This window comes from Arthrobacter sp. GMC3, from assembly GCF_002929305.1.
Classification (GTDB): Bacteria; Actinomycetota; Actinomycetes; order Actinomycetales; family Micrococcaceae; genus Specibacter.
This window is the reverse complement of record NZ_PJIO01000019.1, coordinates 12,434-31,307: the sequence shown is the minus strand read 5'-3', so window position 1 is coordinate 31,307 and position 18,874 is coordinate 12,434. Positions and strand designations below refer to the sequence as shown.

Here is an 18,874-nt window from a genome sequence, read left to right as displayed (position 1 = left end):
GATGGCGGCCCGAGACAACAATGGTGAGGGTACGGCTGGGGCGGCCCTGAAGTTTCAGAGCCGCCCCAGCCGTACCCTCACCACAAATTACCCGGCGTACGGATTTGCTCAGCGCAGGGAGTTATTTATCCTTGGAATCGAAGAAGTCCTGCGCGTCATTCTTCTTCGGTGCCGGATCCGATGTCACGGGCTCGGGGACAGCTGGGACCGGCTTGGGCAACGCGGCGTTGTCATCGTCGTCGTCCGTGTCAGCGTCACTGTCAATATCCTGGGTCCCGGTGGCCACGATGTCCTCGGCCGGGCCATCAACGGTTACCAGTGAACGGGCCGGTGCAAACGAACGGTAGATGGCGGCGGCCAGGGCTGCGCCGAAGAGCGGCGCCAACCAGAACAGCCATACCTGGCCGAGTGCCCAAGAGTCGGCCAGGAAAATCACGGAGGTGGCACGGGCCGGGTTCAGCGAACCGTTGCTCAGGGGCATGGTGATGGTGACGGCCACGGCGAATGCCAGGCCAATGCCGATGGGGCCCATCGTTGACTTGTTTCGTGCCGAGCTGGCACCAAGTACCACGGCCACGAGAACTGCCATGAGGACGATCTCCACGATCAGCACACCCACCATGGGCACCTGTGACGGGGAGTGGGAATCAAAGCCGTTGGCGAGCGCCGCGAACAGCTTGGGGGTCTCGGGGGTCGCGCCTGCCGGCATGACTTTCATCAACGCCACCAAGACCGCCGTCGCGAGCAGTCCACCGATGGTCTGGGCCACGATATAAAGCACGGCGGCGAGCCATTTGATGCGCCCGGCCACCGCCATGGCCAGTGAAAACGCCGGGTTGAAGAAACCGTTGGTGACGTGGCCGAAGGAGATCAAGCACGCAACCAGGGCCAGGCCGTAAGCGAATCCGATGGTCGCCGCCGAGCCTGCGGGGCTAAACAAGGCCGTTGCCAGGCCGGCAAAGACGATGAAAAAGCTGCCCAAGCCTTCAAGGGCGACGCGGTTGCTGAGCGGGTAGGCCTGCGCCGGGGCCGGTGTTGTTCCGGATGTACTCATGGAGGAGAAAGTCCTTGCGTAGAAAATGAGAAAAGTTCGCGATTCTTGGCCGCAATTTGCGCTACATTCCCAACGCAATGGCGCATATCGCGGCAACAGCCAGAGCCACTATAGCGGCCGATCCTGTACGTAACATAAGCGCCGAGGGACCAATATCGCTCTCCCGTTCAAGATCGGCGACGCCGGCGTGCAGCAGCCGGATTCGCAGCACCGCACAGACCACCAAGGTGACGGTGGTCAGGCAGGCAACCATGGCGCAGATCCCCAGACCGATCACGTGGGCCGAATGCCCTGTAGTTATCAAGCCATCAACCATCGTCCCGGAATTCTCGTGGGCAAGTGCGCTCCACCAGCCACGCCAGATAAGGATGGATGCCACCACGGCGCTCATGATGGTGCGCCGCCAGGCAAGGGCGGTGCGCTCGGGTTGCAGTCCGGGGTCTCGCGGCGTTAGTGCCGGGGTGTCCACCGTTTAGGGCCGGGTCAGGATCAGGATGGCAAAAACCACCGCGGCAGCCGCGACCACCACTGTCATACCCAACATCAGCCAGGAATGCGGCAGTTCCTCGTCGTTGCGCATGGCCTGCTCCTGGTGAGCCCAGCGCCTGTAGCTGACAACTGCCAGCGCCGCACCAATCAGGGCCAGAACCATGCACAGAATGACCCGGATGGCGGTCGGCGCAATTTCCGGAGCCAGCTGATCCAGCGCCACCGCCCCGGCCAGCAGAGCCAACGCCGTCCGGACCCAGGCCAGGAACGTCCTTTCATTGGCGAGGGTAAACCTGTAGTCAGGCGTTTTCCCTGTGCGTCGCCAAGCGGGCTCGTGCATGTTTCTCCTTAGTACGTGGCTAGTCCAGCTTCGATTCTACGGCGCAGTGTTATCCACATCATTTCAGCGTGTCCTTAGCTGAAGGGCCGTGAAACGGTAAATTGGTGTCATGACTAATGCACCAGAGCCCGTCAACGCTCCCCCGGCCGATTTTGCCACCCGCGTCCAAGGGACACTTATGGGTGGGGCCCTGGGCGATACCCTGGGGTATTTGGTGGAGTTCGATTCTCTCTCGGAGATCACGGCAAAGTTTGGGCCCGCGGGATTGCTGGACTTGTCCCAGGCAGAGGGCCCTGTGCACTTTTCCGATGACACCCAGATGACTTTGTATACCTTGGACGGCCTGCTTGAGGTTCTGGAGTGGGCCAATAATGGTGTGGGCTCGGACATCAACGCCTGCCAATGGTTGGCGTACCTGCGCTGGCTCAAGACCCAGGGGGTTCCGGCCGCCGTCCACGCCCCGGAGCAGCCCCCGCGCTGGATTGACCGGCAAAGCGTGCTGCACCACCAGCGCCACCCGGGCAATGCCTGTCTCACCGGCCTTTCCACCGGCGAGATGGGCACCACGTTCCGTCCCGTCAACCCCGATTCCAAGGGCTGCGGAACGGTGATGCGGTCGGCGCCGTACGGTCTGCTGCCCAATGTTCCCGCCGAGACCGTCTACAAGATCAGCTCCGACGCTGCGTCCTTGACCCACGGCCATCCCAGCGCACGCCAGTCGGCGGGTGCTTTCAGCTGGCTGATCCATGCACTGGCCATTCGCGGGCTGTCCCTGCGCGAGGCTGCGGAGTCCGCCCGGGACCGGGCTGCCGAGGAAAGCGATGCCGATTCGCAGCTAATGGCTCGCCTGGATGCGGCGCTCACCCTTTCCCTGCACGACGACGAACCCCGCTCGGGTACCGAGCTCACGGAGGCGCTGGGGCTGGGCTGGGTAGCAGAGGAAGCACTCGCAATTGGCATCTATGCAGTCTTGGCCACTGCCGCGGAAACGGCGTCTCCGGTGGAGCATTTTCTGGCCGCCACACGGCTAGCTGTCAACCACGACGGCGACAGCGACTCAACGGGATCGATCGCCGGCAACATCCTGGGCGCCTTCTACGGAGAGGCGGCACTTCCGCCGGCCTGGCTCAAGCTCGCCGAGGCTCCCTCGGTGATCCACCACCTCGGATCCGAGTTCATCAAACTAGCAGCAGGCTAACAGGTACCAACGCCGTCGGACTACGCCTTGCGGAGTGAAAAGTTGGCGCACTCTTCGCAAATGCTTGCCGGGATGAGGCCGCGGCGGACCAAAACACCGAAGATCATGCAGCCAAGGCACAGGCCCAGGAATGACTCCAGCGACGCCGCAATAATCAGCAGGACCATCAGCGTCCACCCCGCCAGTGGCGCTCCGAGGACTAGGAGCATGAGGGCCGCGATCGACAGCACGGCCCCGATGCCCTGGGCGAAGCGCTTGGGCGGGCCCGGGACCAGTTTGGGTTCGCCCACCAGCGGGGCCAAAACCTTGACCGACAGGACCGCGGCCGGGGAGATACGGGGGCCAAAGGCCAGGCGCAGCACAAAGCCGGCCGAGATCATGGCGACCAGCCAGATTTGGCCAGAGAGCACTGCGGTGAGCGCCAGTACCACCACGATGCCCGCGGTGATGCGTGCGGCATACTCGTTCACGGGGTTGGGGAAAGCAAAAATCCGCTTGATCCGGCTTGGTCGGGGCACCTGGACAAATTCGGTGGCGGAGCCTAGTCGATCGTTGATCGATGTCATGTCCCCACAGTAGAACCGGACGCCAGCCAAACCGAAGCATTGTTGCGTTACGTGACAATCCGTACGGGCAGATGCTAGCCAATCATTTGCAAAAATTCGCCCTCGGAAAGGACCTCAATGCCTTGCCCGCGGCGCTGAAGTTCAAGCACGCGCTGGGCCTTGGAGGTCAGCCTTCCGCTGCGCAGGTCGGTGGCCGTGAAGCCGCTGCCAACCACCAGCACGGTGGTCTTGAGAGTCACGCTGCTGGCGCATTGGGCCCCGTAACCGGCGGCGCGGAGCTTTGCCTCGGGGCGCCCCACGCTCAGGTCTCCTGTGAACACCAGGGTTTGCCCGTACAAGGGGTGCGAGATATCTGCAGAAAGGTTGGGGACGGGGTTGGGGCCCTCGGTTGACCAGCTGGAGCGGCCGCCGCGGCCAGCAGCCGGGGCACCGCCGGCTTTCATCTCCGCCATCTTCTCCAGCGCGGAGCGGGTCGCCTTGGACATTTCGTCCCTGGCCGGGTCATAGGAGTCAATATGTGGCATGGCCAGCTTCATTGACCTGAACACCTCCTGCACGGAGGAGGCGTCGTGTTTGGCGGCAATATCCACCATGATGCCGGCACACGCACGGGCGTCCTCGACGGCGTCGTGATGGTTGAGCAGCGGCACGCCGGCCGCCTCAGCCACAAACGGCAAGGAATAGGAGGGCAGCGAATAGTTCTTGCGTGAGAGCACCACGGTGCAGGCGTAGTCAAAGGCGGGGGCCGCCATCCCGGAGACCTCAGAGGCGGAACGGATCACGCCAATGTCGAAGGCCGCGTTGTGGGCCACCAGGGCGTCCTCGCCGATGAAGGCCTGCACCTCGGGGAAAACGTCGCGGAATCGCGGTGCCGACACGACGTCGTCCGGGGTGATGCCGTGGATGGTGATGTTGCGCGCATCAAAGTGGTCGTGACCGGCAGGCGGGCGCATGAGCCAGTAACCTTCATCGACCACCACCCCGTTGCGGACCTTTGTCAGACCCACGGAGCAGGGCGATCCCCTAAATCCGTTGGCGGTTTCAAAATCAATTGCAGTAAAGTCCACAGGCACGTTTCAAGGCTACCGCTCCGCGCCGGGAGTGCGCGCATCGCGGCAGCCTTGCACCCATCCCTACGGTGTTGCCTTGCGCAGGGTCAGGTAGGCGCCTGCTCCCAAGAGGGCTGCCAACCCCAGCGCCAGCAGGCCCGTGGTCCCCGGTGTCTGTGCCGCCATCCACGATCCGACGGCCGGCCACCAACCCCGCCAGGTGATGAGCCCGACGGCTCCCACGAGCACCACGGCCAGCGCAATGCAGGCGAGCAGCATGCCCGTTGCCTGCCACCGTTTGTACACGGTGGCACCCCAGAACCCGAGCAGGAACAAAAACATCATGAGCACAAAATAGAAGAACATTTGCATGAACCCGTTTTGCTTGGCGATCCACTGCAGGGCAAACATCTGCCCATTCAGACCCCAGCCATGCGTGGCCGTTTCAAGATAGCCCAACACCACGTAGAGTCCGGAAACAACCGCCGCCACCACCGCAAAGAGCCCCACAGTACCCAGGAAGAAGTTCCGCCGGCTGATGCTCAGGCCCTGGGAGAACGGAAAAGTCAGCGACATGGACTGCAATCCCAGGGCGAAGAAGTACCACATGACTGCTTGGCCGGCACCGGAGTACTTTGCACCCTCGGCCGTGTCCGGAATCATGGCCCAGATGGCCAGGGTCAGGGCAAAGGATGACAGCAGAATCAGGGCCGGTATGCCCAGAAACGTCCACTTGTTGATGAGTTGCATTCTGGCAACTGCCACTGCGCGGTTCATCGTATTGCTCCCATCCGGGTTGCTTTCTTGGTTTGTTTGGCTTGCGATTCTGCGTCGAACTCCAGACCTGCTCCGGCGTCGAGCGTTTTCCTAATAACAAACTGCTGCAGCGATACCGGGCTTACGTCCAGGCCCAGCTCCTGCGCCTCACGGCGTTCCCCGGCGCTCAGCTGTCCTTCCAAAGTGATGGATACAAGCGCCCCAATGCCTTCACGGTGCAGGACTGTGCGGTTACCAATGAAGGACTCGACGCGGGCACCGGTCCCCGAGACGGTGAGGGCCGAACCGCGGATGTTGTCGGCGTCATCGTCGAGGATGATCTTGCCCTTGTCGATGATGATTACGTGTTCGAGCAGGTTCGCCACCTCGTCGATGAGATGGGAGGAGAGCACGATGGTGCGGGGGAACTCGGCGTAGTCGTCCAGCAGCCTGTCGTAGAAGAGTTGACGGGCCACGGCATCCAGGCCCAGGTAGGGTTCGTCGAAAAACGTCAGCTCCGCCCGCGAGGCTAGGCCGATAATGACGCCCACTGCCGACAGCTGGCCACGGGAGAGCTTCTTGATGCGGCGGTTCAGCGGCAATTCAAAGTCCTTCACCAATTGCAGGGCAAAGTCGTTGTCCCAGTTTTTGTAGAAGAGGGCCGCCGCCTTGAACGCGTGCTTTGCATGGAAGTCATCCGGGTATTTTTGGGACTCCCTGATGAAGCAAATCCGGCGCAGCACCTTCTCATTTTCATAAGGGTTTTCACCAAAGACATTGACATGACCGCTGCTGGCGAAGCCCTGGGCCGTGAGAATGGACATCAGGGTGGTCTTACCGGCGCCGTTGCGGCCCAGGAGCCCGTAGATCTTGTCCTGGTTCAGGGTCAGGTTGATGTCCTCAAGCGCGGTGAGCGCCCGGTATCTTTTGAAGACATTGCTCATCTGGACAATGGGCGTGCTCATATCGCTCCTTCTTTCTGTTGAACGTCGCGCAAGGATGCGGCGCCCGGTTCACGGGCCAACATCGCCGCCAACTGTTCGCCATCGATCCCCAATTTCAGGGCCTCGCGGGCCAGCGGGCGAACAAATTGTTCGTAGAAGTCTTCCCGGCGTCGGGTAATTAGTACCGCCCGCGCCCCAGTCGCAACAAACATTCCAATCCCTCGTCTCTTGTATAAGATGCCGTCATCCACCAAGCGATTGACGCCCTTGGCTGCCGTCGCCGGGTTGATGCGGTGAAATGCGGCGAATTCGTTGGTTGAGGGGACCTGGGCTTCTTCGGCCAAGACGCCGTCGACGATGTCGTTCTCAATCAGCTGCGCTATTTGAAGGAAGATCGGCCTGCTGTCATCAATCACAGTGCCGCCTCGCAATCGGTGAAGCCGTTGGGCCTTGAACAGGTCACTCGCTTCACTGGTTCATTACTCATGTAACTAACCTAGGCCGAGGTGATGCCAGTGTCAAGGATCAATATCCTCCCAGGGTCGGAGGAATCCCCCAGCTAGGTAACGTAATCTTGGACGGTGATACTTTCTGCCTTGAGCGACTTCGCCCTGCCCACACTCATGGGTCACGGCCCAGCCCCAACTCTGAGCATCCTCCCCGACTGGCTCGACCCCCAGGTAATCCTCGGCAACGAGGCCATCGGCTTTTGGGTTGTCATCATCGCCTGCGCCATTATCTTTGCCGAGACCGGCCTGCTGGTGGGCTTCTTCCTGCCCGGCGATTCCCTGCTGTTCACCGCCGGCCTGCTGGTGAGTACGGGCCACATGCCCATCAATATCGGGGTCCTGATGGCCATGCTGATTGTCTGCGCTTTTGTGGGCAACCAGGTGGGCTACGTGATCGGCGCCAAAGCCGGTCCAGCCATCTTTAACAAGCCCGACTCTAAGCTGTTCAAGAAGGACCATGTCGAGCACGCCCATGCCTTCTTCGAAAAGCATGGCGGCAAGGCCCTGATCCTGGCCCGCTTCGTGCCGATCGTGCGCACCTTTGTCCCGGTCATCGTGGGCGTGGCCCGCATGAACATGCGCCACTTTGTGATCTTCAACGCCATTGGCGCCGTCCTGTGGGCCGGCGGTGTGACGCTCTTGGGCTTCGTCTTGGGCAACCGCTTCCCGTGGGTCCAGAAGAACCTGGACATTATCTTCATCCTGATCGTGCTGGTCTCGGTGCTCCCCATCATCTTCGAGTTCACCAAGGCTTTCCTGGCGCGTCGCAAGGCCAAGAAGGCCTAAGCCTTCCTCTCCGCGAACGACGGCGACCCCCGGCTTTGAGAGCCGGGGGTCGCCTTTTTGTTGTCGGCAACGTGCGTCTAGGAAAGTGCCTTCACGATGTGCGGCAACAGGGCGCGGAAGGCGTTGCCGCGGTGACTGATCGCGTTCTTCTGAGCGGAGCTCAACTCCGCGCAGGAGACCGTCATGCCAGCGGGCTGCAGGATGGGGTCATAGCCAAACCCGCCCTCGCCGCGCGGGGCGCTCAGAAGTGTTCCTTGAAGGGTTCCTTCCTCCACCACGTCCAGTGATCCGTCCGGACTAGCCAAGGCGGCCGCACACACAAAACGGGCGCCGCGGTGTTCGGGGGCAATGTCCGACAGCTGGGCCAGCAACAGGTTGAGGTTGGCCACATCGTCACCGTGGGATCCTGCCCAGCGGGCCGAGAAGATCCCGGGCGCGCCGCCCAGGACATCTACGGCGAGCCCGGAATCGTCGGCAATCGACAAGATGCCGGTGAACTGCGCCACCGCGTGAGCCTTCAGCCGCGAATTGGCGGCGAAGGTGACGCCGGTTTCGGCGACGTCTGGCGCCTGGAGGGCACCGGCGTCGACCACGTCTGTATCAACGTCAAGCCCGGGCACCTGGCCGCGGAGCAGTTCACGAAGTTCACGCAGTTTCCCCTGGTTGTGGGTGGCCAGGACCAGTTTGGGTGAGGCCACTACTGGCCGAGGGTTTCGCGCTGGATCTGGGTCAGTTGCGAGGTTCCGATCAGGGCCAGATCAAGCAGTTGGTTCAACTCGTCCCGGTCGAACGGTGCACCCTCGGCGGTACCCTGAACCTCCACGAACTTGCCGCTTCCTGTCACCACCACGTTCATGTCTGTCTCGGCGCGCACGTCCTCGACGTAGGGCAGATCGAGCATGGGGACGCCGTCGATGATGCCCACCGAGATGGCGGAGACCGAGTCGATGAGCGGCTGGGCGTTCTTGGCGATCAGCTTGTTTTCCTTGGCGTAGGCGATGGCGTCGGCCAGCGCCACGTAGGCGCCGGTGATCGCCGCGGTGCGGGTGCCGCCGTCGGCCTGCAACACATCGCAGTCCAGGACGATGGTGTTTTCGCCGAGCGCCTTCGTGTCAATGATGGCGCGCAGCGAGCGGCCAATCAGGCGGGAGATCTCGTGCGTGCGGCCGCCGATCTTGCCTTTGACGGACTCGCGGGAGTTGCGGGTGTTCGTTGCGCGCGGGAGCATGGCGTATTCGGCGGTGACCCAGCCGGTGCCTTCGCCCTTGAGCCAGCGCGGAACACCGGGCGTGAGGGAGGCGGTGCACAGCACACGGGTGTTGCCGAACTCGATCAGGGCCGAGCCTTCGGCCTGCTTGGACCAGCCTCGGGTGATGGTGATGTCGCGGAGCTGGTCGGGGGTGCGGCCGTCGGCGCGCAGTGATTCAGAGGAAGTCATGGTTCAAGCGTACCGGGAGAGGGGCCGGGTATCTGTGGAAACGGCGGTCTCAGTGCATCTTGTTCGCGAGGCGGAAATTCTTCATGTCAGTAAAATACTTTGAGCCAGGGGCAATGAAGCAGAAAATGATCGCGACAATGCCACTCGCAACTTGCAAGACGGTGAAGATACCAGCGGGCATCGTCATGGCAAACAGGTGGGTGATGGAGATTGCGGCCAGTACCGCCCCGACGATGCGGGCCCAGCCCCGGCCACTCTTAACGAGGAATGCGATGGCAACATAGACAATTACTGCCACTACTGCCATCACAACCCCGGTTGCCAGGGCAATACCGACCGACATGCCAACAAGGTCCTGGCCAGTCTCTGGCACGTTCTGCTTGGCAATTTCGGCGGCGACGCTGTCCCGAAAGGCCTCTGAGGACATGTAGACCACCGTGAATGCGGTCGAAATGACCTGAAACACTGCTGCGGCCAGGATGAGAAAGAAAGCCCATTGGATCTGCCGCGGGCGCTGGGGCAATACTGCCGCGGGCTGCCCCGACCATGCGGGGTTGTAGCTGGGCATTGGTGCGTTGCTCATCATTTAGGTCCTTTTCAGATCGTGTAATGCACACCGGCAACGGCGGCCGCAACGTCGCCGGCATAGACGCCTCGCGCCTCGGCAACCACCGTGTTTGCGTCCGTCCAGACCGGGATGTGGGTCAGCAATAGCCTGCGCACATTGGCGCGGGTGGCTGCCTCGCCGGCCCGCTTTCCCGTCAAATGCACATCCTTGATGTCGTCGTCACGGCCTTCCTCAAAGGCCGCCTCGCATAAGAAGAAGTCGGCATTCTCGGCAGCATCCTCAAGCCCTTGGCAGGAATCCGTGTCACCCGAATAGGTCATCACCACGGTCCTGTCCACGCCTGTGCCGTCGAACTCCGTGCATTCCACGCGCAGGGCATAGGCCTCTGGCGTGGGATGGTTGACGGTGTACGGGGTGACCTTGAAGGGGCCAACGGTGACAGGCTCTCGTTCGGCCCACAGCTTGAAATCAAATTCCTCGCGCATGCCCGGATCCAATTCAAGACCATACGCGGTGGCGAGCCTGTCCGCTGTCGCAGCCGGGCCCCACACGGGGATTCGCCCGCGGTGCCAGCCATTGGGGCTCCAGCGCACCGCAACGTGCAGTCCGCACAGATCCATGCAGTGGTCGGGGTGAAGGTGGCTCAGGAAGATCGCATCGATGTCTTCCAAGTCCATATATTTTTGAACGGCACCCAGGGCCCCGCTGCCCAGATCGATCAGCACCCGCCAGGGCCTGACGCCGTCGTGCGCCGTCAGCAGGTAGCAGGACGCGGGCGACGCCGGCCCAGGGAAGGAACCGCTGCATCCTACTATCGTCAACTTCACGTACGCTCCCCCATCGCAATACCCGGAATAGCCAGTTTGCCGACCGAGTCTGGCAAAACAAAATTAGACATCCGAGATGACGCGGCGGGGGCGGTTGATGCCTTGGCTGCGGCGATCATATCCGGGGTGATCCGGGCCATGGAACCGGTGGGATAGTGCGCTGAGACGTGGCTGACCTGTTCCACCCCGCGCACCTCCGGCCCCAGGAAGCGCCGTGCCAGCACCCCGAACGCCTCGGCGTCGCCGGTTGAGAGGAAATTGTGGGTGGGTGGCTCGGTGGAAACCCGCTCCAGGTCGTGGCTGACAAGGGCTTTGTAGACGTCTTTGGCGGTTTCCTCGGCGCTGGAGACCAGTGTCACCGAGTCCCCCATGACGTAGGAGATCACCCCGGTCAGCAGCGGGTAGTGGGTGCATCCCAGGACCAGCGTGTCCACGGCGGCATCCTTCAGCGGGGCGAGGTAGGCCTCGGCGGTGGAGATCAGCTCCGGGCCGGCCGTGATGCCCGACTCCACGAACCGGACAAAGTCGGGGCACGCCACGGAGGTGATCTGGAGGTTCGGCGCAGCGGCAAAGGTATCCTCGTAGGCCCTTGAGCCTACGGTGGCAACGGTGCCGATGACGCCCACATTGCCTGTCCGTGTCGCTGCCACTGCCCTGCGGACGGCGGGTTGGATAACCTCGATCACGGGGATCCCGTACCGTGCCGTGTAGCGTTCGCGAGCGTCGCGGAGCACGGCGGCAGAGGCCGAGTTGCAGGCGATGACAAGCAGTTTCACGCCGGCGTCGACCAGCTCGTCCATGACACCCAGGGCGTTGGCCCGAACCTCGGCGATGGGCAGCGGGCCGTACGGGCCGTTAGCGGTGTCCCCAACATAGAGAATCGACTCGTTGGGCAGCTGATCAATGACGGCCCTGGCCACTGTCAGCCCGCCCACGCCCGAATCAAAAATGCCGATGGCGCGCTCAGCCATCGCTTGCGGGCCTGGTGCGGCAACCGACTGGCCTGTGGATCGAAAGTCCCCGGGTGTTGTGCTCATGATCGTCTCAGAATAGATGCAAGCCCGCCCGCGTGGTGGGATTTGGGGTCGTCTGCTTTGTCACAGCTGCTCGCCGATTCCCTATTTTCCGCTATTAAGTTCCGCCAGCATGGCTTGGACCAGGCTCTCCTGCAGCCAGGATACAAAGTTGTAGACCAGCGAAAGGTAACTTTCGACGTCGTCCGCGTCGCCCCAGTCCTGCACCTGGTGGACCCGTTCGGCGTCGTCCTCATCGCGAATTTCAAGCCGTTCGGCAAGAACCAGGCGGACATCGTTCAGGGCCATGGACCACAGCTTGGCCGCGTCGGCGTCCAAGACGAGCTTCTCGCTCTCAAGCCCGAGTGAGGCGGCGCGCAGGGCCCCGATCTTTGTTTCCCGCAGCGAGCGTTCGGTGAGCTGGCGGAATTCCAGGGCGGCGTCGGCGTCGTCCTTGACCGCGTTGGGCAGCAGACGCAATAGCGCGGGGTCCGAGGGCACCGAAACGTCCAGGTCGAGCCCGATCAGGGCCGCGAGCGGGTCTTCATGGGCGGGGGTGGCCGGTTCCAGCATGACGATGATGTCAGCGAAAAGTTTGCGCAGCAGATCACGCTCGGCGGGTTCAAGGTAGCCGGTGATTCCGCGCCGGCCGGCGGTGAAGGCCTTAGCCACGTCGCTGCCCCTTCTCTACGGTGGCCCACAGGCCAAATCCGTGCATGGCGACCGCGTGGGCCTCCATTTTTTCCTTCGAGCCGTGGGCGACGGCGGACTTGCCCTCCGTGTGTACCTGAAGCATCAGCTGGGCGGCTTTCGCCTCGGAATAGCCAAAGTAGCTTTGGAAGACATAGCTGACATAGCTCATCAGGTTCACGGGATCGTTCCATACGATCAGATCCCAGGGGATGTCCGGTGCGGAAAATGCTTGGGTTGATTGATCCCGATCAGTTTCCGGGGCTGTGCTGACACTCATGTGTCTATTCTAGTGTCGCGGCACTAGAGTAATTTCCGTGACTACCGCATCAATTGGGGGCAGCGCCCGCACATCCTTGTTCACCGACCACTATGAGCTGACCATGCTCCAGGCCGCCTTGCATTCCGGGACAGCCCACCGTAAGGGAGTGTTCGAGGCCTTCGCCCGGCGCTTGCCCGATGGCCGCCGCTACGGGGTTGTGGGCGGCACTGGCCGCATTTTGGAAGGCCTGGAGCACTTCCGCTTCGGCACCGAGGAACTGGATTTCTTGGCCAAGAACAAGGTGGTCAATGAGCAAACTCTTGCCTGGCTTGCCGATTTCAAGTTCTCCGGGGACATCTACGGTTACGCAGAGGGCGAACTGTATTTCCCCAATTCACCCATCCTGACCATCGAATCCACGTTCGCAGAAGCCTGCATCCTGGAAACGTATGTGCTTTCTGTGTTGAACCACGACTCCGCAATCGCCTCCGCGGCATCCCGGATGATCGGTGCCGCAGGCTCCCGGCCCTGCATTGAGATGGGCTCGCGACGCACGCATGAGGAGTCCGCGGTGGCCGCCTCCCGTGCAGCCGTGATCGCCGGCTTCCACAGCACCTCCAACCTTGAATGTGGGCTACGTTACGGCGTGCTGACCCAGGGCACGGCCGCGCACTCCTTTACCTTGTTGCACGACACCGAAGAAGACGCTTTCCGTGCCCAGCTCGCCTCCCTCGGCACCGGCACCACGCTGCTCGTTGACACGTACGACGTCGAAACGGCCGTGCGCCTGGCCGTGCAGCTTGCGGGCCCCTCCTTGGGCGGGGTTCGTCTGGATTCCGGGGACTTGGTGGCGCAGGCGCACGATGTTCGGGCGCTGCTGGATTCCCTCGGCAACACCAATACGCGCATCACCGTCACCTCGGATTTGGACGAGTTTGCCATCGCGGCCCTTGCCGCAGCCCCCGTAGATTCCTACGGCGTGGGCACCTCCCTGGTGACGGGGTCCGGTGCACCCACGGCGTCCATGGTCTACAAGCTGGTCTCCCGTGAGGGCAATGACGGCGAGTTCGTCTCCGTTGCCAAGGCGGCCAAGAACAAGGCAAGCGTGGGCGGGAAGAAGTACGCCATGCGCCGGCTCAACGAGCGCGGGACCGCCACCGCCGAGGTGGTCGGCATTGGCGCGATGCCCGTTAACGACGGCAATGACCGCCCATTGATCCAGCAGTTCATGCACCAGGGCACGCTCACCCCGGGTTGGACGGGAAGCGAAGGTGTGCGTCGGGCCGCGGCCCGCCATGCCGCATCCATGGCGGAAATGCCCGGCACAGCCCGCAGACTCCAGCGCGGCGATCCCGTCATCCCCACCGAATACGAACAACTAGCAACAGCGAAGTAAAGGACACCCCATGGCCAAGGCACTCATCATCGTGGACCTGCAAAACGATTTTTGCGAAGGCGGCGCGCTCCCCGTCAAGGGCGGGGCGGACCTCGCCGCAGAGATCACCGAGCTCATTTCCGAGGCACCCGATTTCGATTTCATCGTGGCAACACAGGACTGGCATATTGACCCCGGAAGCCATTTCTCCGAAACCCCGGATTTCCGCAAGAGCTGGCCGGTGCATTGTGTTGCCGGGTCCAAGGGCGCCGCACTGCACCGCAACCTGGACACCGAGGACATCGATGCGTATTTCCGCAAGGGCAAGTTTGACGCCGCCTACTCCGGTTTTGATGGTTTGCTGGCCCCCGAGGACGAGGTCAAGGTGGGCGAACGCGAGGCCCATGAGGATGCCGAGGACGACGGCGAGACCCCCGTCAGTCTCGATGACTGGCTGCGCGAGAACGACGTTCAGGACGTGGTGATTGTGGGTCTGGCTACCGACCACTGTGTCCGTGCCACGGCCCTTGACGCCGTCACCGCTGGCTACAACACCACAGTTTTGCGCGACTATGTTGCCGGCGTGGATGAGGACGCCAGCGAGGAAGCGCTCGACGAACTCACGGACGCGGGCGTCGAGGTCAAGTAGCGCTATCCCGTCAGGGGGTGCCCGTTGGGTCGAAACCATGGCCAGCCGGTGCCCCCTCGTCGTAGCATGGAGGTGCGCCTTGGCGCCGCGCCGGGCGCATCCGGACCAGGATCACGGTGAAGTGTCCGGCCCGGATTTTCACTCGTGAAATGGGGCCCGAAATGCCAGAGGAAGAATCCGTTGCCGAAGCCACTCCGCAACAAGATGTGAAGTTCGAATACCCGGGAAATTTCGATCCGCTCGATGACGAACTCCTGCTCAAGATCCATGATCTGAGCATCAGCGAGCACTTTGAGAACAACCATCTGGACACCCTGCGGGACCTCACCTTCCGCTGGTCAACCAAGCTGGACTCCCCCATCATGCGCCTGCGGTGGCCGCCAGACCTGTTCATCCCCGGCGAGGCCGACTACAAGAATTATTGGGTGACCCCGCCCCCGCATGACCACGTCTTTCAGCGTGACTGGACGAATCCAGCCGGTTCGCCCAACACGGCCAACAATGGGACCGGACAAATCTTTGCCTACGACTCCCCCGCGTCTTACCAGTCGCGCACTACAACGTCATCGACAATCGCCATCGAGTACACGCCGACGGCCGCCGTGTCCCAGGTGATCGTGCGGGGCGAAGGGAACGTTCTCGGTCAAGCCCACCAAGACTTCTCCAAGGCGACCCGGCGGACGGGGTTGTGCCACGGAAGGTACTTCGGCACGCTCTTCCTACTGGGCTGGATGGTAGATTCCCTCAGTGACCAGTGGGAGCGGCTGCCGCAGGTGGGCCGGGTCAATGTCTTCTACTACGAGAGCTGGAGCGCCGATGAGAACTCGTTGCAGCAGTACCCCGTCTCATTCACCAAGGACCAATTGTCGGCCCGCTTCCTCGTGGAGCGGGGCAAGAAGTACGTCTTCGGGGTGAGCGCCCAGGTGAGTGTCGAGGCAGACGTCAGGGAATTCTCCGGTACCGCCCCTTACACCCGGTCAGCGGGGGAAGACCTCAAGCTGTGGTGCAACCTTGGCGGCGCGCTCACGCAGATGACCGTCGACACAACCTTCGTCTCGATCCCCTGAGGCTAGTGCCCTGACGCCACCGGCGCCAAGGTTGCCGTGACTACTTCTTCCCCAGGAACCACTCCTGCAGCTTCTTCAGGCGTTGCTGCAGCTGGGGCTCATTGGCCTGCGCCACGGCCGGCCCACCACAGATGCGGCGCAGTTCGCTGTGCACCATGCCGTGCGGCATTCCAGAGCGGGCACTCCACGCCGAGACATTCTTGGCCAGTTCATTGCGCATGTCCATGAGCATGCGGTGATCCATCACCACGGGTTCCTGGGCCTGCTCCGCTGCTGCGTCCTTGCGACGACGGCGCGTTTGCTGGTCCGCTTGTCGCTGGCGCAGCAGGACGCCCATCTGTTCGGCGTCGAGCAGCCCTGGGATGCCGAGGAAGTCGAGTTCGTCGTCGCTGCCGATTGCACCGCCGGTGCCGAATTCGCCGCCGTCGAACAGCACCCGGTCAAAGGATGCCTGGGATCCCAAGGCCTCAAACTTGAATTTCTCCATGGTGTCGGAGGCTTTTTCGCTCTTGTTGGCCTCCTCCATCTCGGCGTCTTCTTCGATAAAACCGTCGGGGTCATTATCAGGGCGGTCCAGGGCGTGGTCGCGTTCAAGCTCCAACTGGTTGGCCAGTTCCATCAGGTTGGGCACCGAAGGTAGGAACACCGACGCCGTTTCGCCGCGCTTACGGGACCGGACAAAACGTCCGATCGCCTGCGCAAAGAACAGTGGCGTTGCCGTAGAGGTGGCGTAGACACCCACGGCCAGACGCGGCACGTCAACGCCTTCGGACACCATGCGCACGGCCACCATCCAGCGTTTCTCGCCAGCGGAAAACGCGTCGATCTTATCGGAGGCCTTCGCGTCGTCGGACAAAATGACAGTGGGTGATTCGCCCGTGATTTTCTTCAGCTGGTCGGCATAGGCCCGCGCGTCTTCGTGGTCCGTGGCAATGACAAGGCCTCCGGCGTCGGGCACAGCCCGGCGAACTTCGGTGAGGCGCTTATCTGCCGCCGCCAACACGGCAGGAATCCACTCGCCGGTGGGGTTCAGGGCTGTGCGCCAGGCTTGGGAGGTGATGTCCTTGGTGACGGGGGCGCCCAGCGTGGCCGCCATTTCCTCCCCGGCACTGGTGCGCCAGCGCATCTCACCCGAGTAGGCCATGAACATGACCGGGCGGACCACGTGGTCCTTCAGAGCCTCGCCGTAGCCGTAGGTGTAGTCGGCCTTCGAGCGGCGGATGCCGTCACGGTCCTCGGCGTACTCCACGAAGGGAATGGCCGCGGTGTCCGAACGGAACGGGGTCCCGGTCAGGGCAAGCCGGCGCGCGGCGGGATCGAAAGCTTCACGGATGCCATCACCCCAGGAGAGTGCGTCACCGCCGTGGTGGATCTCATCGAGAATGATCAGCGTGCGCGCGGCCTCGGTCTTGGCCCTGTGCAGCAGCGGCTTGCTGGCCACCTGCGCGTAGGTGACCGCCACGCCAATGAAGCCCTTGCCGTGCCGGCCGTCAGCATTCTTGAAGTTCGGGTCAATCGAGATGCCCACCCTCGCGGCCGCATCGGCCCACTGGCGCTTGAGGTGGTCTGTGGGCGTCACAATGGTGATGCGATTGATGGTGCCACGGGCGATCAGCTCCGTGGCAACATGCAGGGCAAACGTGGTCTTTCCGGCCCCGGGCGTAGCCACCGCAAGAAAGTCTCGCGGGTTATCCGAAAAGTACTTCGCCATGGCCTCGCTCTGCCAGGCACGGAGCTTCTGAGCCGTACCCCACGCGGCACGCTCAGGGTAAGCGGGAGGTAGCGACGGGCCACCAAACAATGTTTCCGTCACGAATTTCCCGCCATCAAATCACTTCTTCCATATGCGCGCCCTGCTGGTGGGCACGCCAATAAAAGGGCCCGTGCAGCGCCCTTGAAACAGCTGTTGGTGCTTTTACTTCTTGGGATTCTTGGGTCCCTTGCCCTTGCCGCCCTCGGGGTTCATACCCTCGTAGATGGCCTTGCAGTCGGGGCAGACAGGGAACTTCTTCGGATCGCGGCCGGGCGTCCACACCTTGCCGCACAAGGCCACAACGGGGTCACCGGTCATGGCCGATTCCATGATCTTTTCCTTGCGAACATAGTGCGAGAAGCGCTCGCTGTCGCCCGGTTCAACCTCTTGGCGCAGTTCCTGACGCTCAATGACGGCAGTGGATCCGCCGGTTTGGCCGGGTCCGTGAAGGGGATCGTTTTCAAAGGGGTCCGGTGGCAGGCTCATGAAACCAGTCTAGCGTCTTCGGCGCTGCGACTCACCGAGGCGCCCGCCCTTGAATCCTTTTTCCCCCACAAAAACCTCTGCCATGGGACCGGTTTCCCGCGTGCCAGCATGGAAGAACGACGGCGGTGGGCGGAGTTAATCACACACCCCGCCCACCGCCGTCGTTCCCCAGCTTTTTAGACGCCTTGCCAGGCCGGCTTGTTGTCAAAGGCGTGGCGGTAGGTGGCCGCCCCTGCGAGCTTGGACGCGGCAGCCTCGTCGATGATGATGGTGGCACGCGGGTGGAATTGCAGGACCGAGGCGGGGCACGACGCCGTGACGGGGCCTTCGACGAAGTCACGCACCGCGTCTGCCTTGCCAGCACCAAAGGCCACCAGGACCACGTGCCGGGCGTCCATGATGGTGCCCAGGCCCTGCGTCACTACATGATGGGGGACCTGATCGACGTTGTCGAAGAAGCGGGCGTTGTCCTGGCGGGTCTGCTCGGCCAGTGTCTTGATGCGGGTGCGCGAGGCCAGCGAGGAACCTGGCTCGTTGAAACCGATGTGGCCGTTGGTACCGACACCGAGAATCTGCAGGTCAATGCCGCCAGCAGCCTTAATGGCGCGCTCATAGCCCTCACAGGCACCCTGAATGTCATCGGCCGCACCATCCGGTCCGTGCACCTTATCGGCCGCCACGTCCACACGGTTGGTGAACTCGCGTCGAATCACCTCACGGTAGGACTCGTAGTGGCCAACGGGCAGGCCCACGTACTCATCCAGCGCGAACCCGCTCACCCCTTCGAAGCTGAGACCGTCCTGGTCATGCCGGCGGGCCAGCTCGTCATAAATGGGCAGCGGAGAGGAACCTGTGGCCAGCCCGAGGACGGCGTTGGGCTTGTTACGCACCAAGGCCTCGATGGCGTCGGCGGCAAGCGCCCCAATTTCTTTGCTGCTCGGGAGGATGATGACCTCCATAAAAACACGCTTCCTTTCTCGGCTTCCAGGTGCGGTGCGCCTTTGAGCTTGTTCACAGATGGGCCCAAGTGCAACGACGCCCCGTCAACACCTGCC

General features: G+C 62.5%; 23 protein-coding genes. 5 read left to right on the top strand and 18 right to left on the bottom strand.

All coding sequences use genetic code 11. The features are described from left to right. Nucleotides 1–121: 121 nt before the first annotated feature. From CXQ94_RS19600 to CXQ94_RS19590, 3 genes are all read right to left on the bottom strand, one after another. Nucleotides 122–1,054: an aquaporin gene (locus CXQ94_RS19600; protein WP_104092281.1), complete on the bottom strand. Its 933-nt coding sequence runs from the start codon at nucleotides 1,052–1,054 to the stop codon at nucleotides 122–124. 61 nt (nucleotides 1,055–1,115) lie between these two features. Further along, the gene (locus CXQ94_RS19595) at nucleotides 1,116–1,523 is read right to left on the bottom strand and encodes a DUF202 domain-containing protein (protein WP_104092280.1); all 408 of its coding nucleotides are present in this window, start codon (nucleotides 1,521–1,523) and stop codon (nucleotides 1,116–1,118) included. A gap of 3 nt (nucleotides 1,524–1,526) precedes the next feature. Next, nucleotides 1,527–1,883 (bottom strand): YidH family protein, encoded by a 357-nt coding sequence (locus CXQ94_RS19590; protein ID WP_104092279.1) that lies wholly within the window; start codon nucleotides 1,881–1,883, stop codon nucleotides 1,527–1,529. 109 nt (nucleotides 1,884–1,992) lie between these two features. Here CXQ94_RS19590 and CXQ94_RS19585 point away from each other — a divergent pair, with 109 nt between their 5' ends. Next, entirely contained in the window at nucleotides 1,993–3,081 is a 1,089-nt protein-coding gene (locus CXQ94_RS19585; protein WP_104092278.1) for an ADP-ribosylglycohydrolase family protein, read from the top strand. Nucleotides 3,082–3,101: 20 nt separating this feature from the next. On the opposite strand, the gene CXQ94_RS19580 is transcribed toward CXQ94_RS19585, so the two are convergent. From CXQ94_RS19580 to CXQ94_RS19560, 5 genes are all read right to left on the bottom strand, one after another. After that, complete coding sequence (locus tag CXQ94_RS19580) at nucleotides 3,102–3,647, bottom strand: DUF4395 domain-containing protein (protein WP_104092277.1); 546 nt, start codon at nucleotides 3,645–3,647, stop codon at nucleotides 3,102–3,104. Nucleotides 3,648–3,721: 74 nt separating this feature from the next. After that, nucleotides 3,722–4,720: an exonuclease domain-containing protein gene (locus CXQ94_RS19575; protein WP_104092276.1), complete on the bottom strand. Its 999-nt coding sequence runs from the start codon at nucleotides 4,718–4,720 to the stop codon at nucleotides 3,722–3,724. A gap of 60 nt (nucleotides 4,721–4,780) precedes the next feature. Then, a complete protein-coding gene (locus tag CXQ94_RS19570; RefSeq protein ID WP_181034317.1) occupies nucleotides 4,781–5,473 on the bottom strand; it encodes a hypothetical protein in 693 nt (230 codons plus the stop codon). Next, the gene (locus CXQ94_RS19565; RefSeq protein WP_104092275.1) at nucleotides 5,470–6,417 is read right to left on the bottom strand and encodes an ATP-binding cassette domain-containing protein; all 948 of its coding nucleotides are present in this window, start codon (nucleotides 6,415–6,417) and stop codon (nucleotides 5,470–5,472) included. The genes CXQ94_RS19570 and CXQ94_RS19565 overlap by 4 nt, the downstream gene beginning before the upstream one ends. Beyond that, nucleotides 6,414–6,812: a GntR family transcriptional regulator gene (locus tag CXQ94_RS19560; protein WP_181034316.1), complete on the bottom strand. Its 399-nt coding sequence runs from the start codon at nucleotides 6,810–6,812 to the stop codon at nucleotides 6,414–6,416. The genes CXQ94_RS19565 and CXQ94_RS19560 overlap by 4 nt, the downstream gene beginning before the upstream one ends. A 180-nt stretch (nucleotides 6,813–6,992) precedes the next feature. On the opposite strand from CXQ94_RS19560, the gene CXQ94_RS19555 reads away from it, so the two are divergent. Then, a complete protein-coding gene (locus CXQ94_RS19555; RefSeq protein WP_258067258.1) occupies nucleotides 6,993–7,691 on the top strand; it encodes a VTT domain-containing protein in 699 nt (232 codons plus the stop codon). 77 nt (nucleotides 7,692–7,768) lie between these two features. On the opposite strand, the gene rdgB is transcribed toward CXQ94_RS19555, so the two are convergent. The 7 genes from rdgB to clpS all read right to left on the bottom strand — a co-directional run bounded on the left by rdgB (nucleotide 7,769) and on the right by clpS (nucleotide 12,507). Continuing rightward, on the bottom strand, nucleotides 7,769–8,389 hold the full coding sequence (rdgB, locus tag CXQ94_RS19550) for an RdgB/HAM1 family non-canonical purine NTP pyrophosphatase (protein ID WP_104092274.1): 621 nt from the start codon (nucleotides 8,387–8,389) through the stop codon (nucleotides 7,769–7,771). After that, nucleotides 8,389–9,129 carry a ribonuclease PH gene (gene rph, locus CXQ94_RS19545; protein ID WP_104092273.1) on the bottom strand — a complete coding sequence of 247 codons (741 nt, stop codon included), beginning with the start codon at nucleotides 9,127–9,129 and terminating at the stop codon, nucleotides 8,389–8,391. The genes rdgB and rph overlap by 1 nt, the downstream gene beginning before the upstream one ends. A 49-nt stretch (nucleotides 9,130–9,178) precedes the next feature. Further along, nucleotides 9,179–9,712 (bottom strand): hypothetical protein, encoded by a 534-nt coding sequence (locus tag CXQ94_RS19540; protein ID WP_104092272.1) that lies wholly within the window; start codon nucleotides 9,710–9,712, stop codon nucleotides 9,179–9,181. 14 nt (nucleotides 9,713–9,726) lie between these two features. Continuing rightward, the gene (locus CXQ94_RS19535) at nucleotides 9,727–10,524 is read right to left on the bottom strand and encodes an MBL fold metallo-hydrolase (RefSeq protein ID WP_104092271.1); all 798 of its coding nucleotides are present in this window, start codon (nucleotides 10,522–10,524) and stop codon (nucleotides 9,727–9,729) included. Then, nucleotides 10,521–11,495, bottom strand: coding sequence for a glutamate racemase (murI, locus tag CXQ94_RS19530; protein WP_258067261.1), 975 nt, complete (start codon nucleotides 11,493–11,495; stop codon nucleotides 10,521–10,523). Before murI ends, CXQ94_RS19535 begins: the two co-directional genes overlap by 4 nt. A 147-nt stretch (nucleotides 11,496–11,642) precedes the next feature. Next, on the bottom strand, nucleotides 11,643–12,209 hold the full coding sequence (locus tag CXQ94_RS19525) for a DUF2017 domain-containing protein (protein WP_104092269.1): 567 nt from the start codon (nucleotides 12,207–12,209) through the stop codon (nucleotides 11,643–11,645). After that, on the bottom strand, nucleotides 12,202–12,507 hold the full coding sequence (clpS, locus tag CXQ94_RS19520; RefSeq protein ID WP_104092268.1) for an ATP-dependent Clp protease adapter ClpS: 306 nt from the start codon (nucleotides 12,505–12,507) through the stop codon (nucleotides 12,202–12,204). The genes CXQ94_RS19525 and clpS overlap by 8 nt, the downstream gene beginning before the upstream one ends. Before the next feature lie 37 nt (nucleotides 12,508–12,544). On the opposite strand from clpS, the gene CXQ94_RS19515 reads away from it, so the two are divergent. The 3 genes from CXQ94_RS19515 (at nucleotide 12,545) to CXQ94_RS19505 (ending at nucleotide 15,580) form a co-directional block, all read left to right on the top strand. Next, on the top strand, nucleotides 12,545–13,885 hold the full coding sequence (locus tag CXQ94_RS19515) for a nicotinate phosphoribosyltransferase (protein ID WP_258067257.1): 1,341 nt from the start codon (nucleotides 12,545–12,547) through the stop codon (nucleotides 13,883–13,885). A 10-nt stretch (nucleotides 13,886–13,895) separates the two neighbouring features. Further along, entirely contained in the window at nucleotides 13,896–14,513 is a 618-nt protein-coding gene (locus tag CXQ94_RS19510) for an isochorismatase family protein (protein ID WP_104092267.1), read from the top strand. A gap of 161 nt (nucleotides 14,514–14,674) precedes the next feature. After that, nucleotides 14,675–15,580 (top strand): hypothetical protein, encoded by a 906-nt coding sequence (locus tag CXQ94_RS19505; protein ID WP_104092266.1) that lies wholly within the window; start codon nucleotides 14,675–14,677, stop codon nucleotides 15,578–15,580. A 40-nt stretch (nucleotides 15,581–15,620) separates the two neighbouring features. On the opposite strand, the gene CXQ94_RS19500 is transcribed toward CXQ94_RS19505, so the two are convergent. The 3 genes from CXQ94_RS19500 to nagB form a co-directional block, all read right to left on the bottom strand. Continuing rightward, complete coding sequence (locus CXQ94_RS19500) at nucleotides 15,621–17,393, bottom strand: DEAD/DEAH box helicase (RefSeq protein ID WP_104092265.1); 1,773 nt, start codon at nucleotides 17,391–17,393, stop codon at nucleotides 15,621–15,623. Nucleotides 17,394–17,495: 102 nt separating this feature from the next. Continuing rightward, the gene (locus tag CXQ94_RS19495) at nucleotides 17,496–17,819 is read right to left on the bottom strand and encodes a DUF3039 domain-containing protein (protein ID WP_104092264.1); all 324 of its coding nucleotides are present in this window, start codon (nucleotides 17,817–17,819) and stop codon (nucleotides 17,496–17,498) included. A gap of 176 nt (nucleotides 17,820–17,995) precedes the next feature. Further along, nucleotides 17,996–18,778 (bottom strand): glucosamine-6-phosphate deaminase, encoded by a 783-nt coding sequence (gene nagB / locus CXQ94_RS19490; protein ID WP_104092263.1) that lies wholly within the window; start codon nucleotides 18,776–18,778, stop codon nucleotides 17,996–17,998. Nucleotides 18,779–18,874 lie beyond the last annotated feature (96 nt).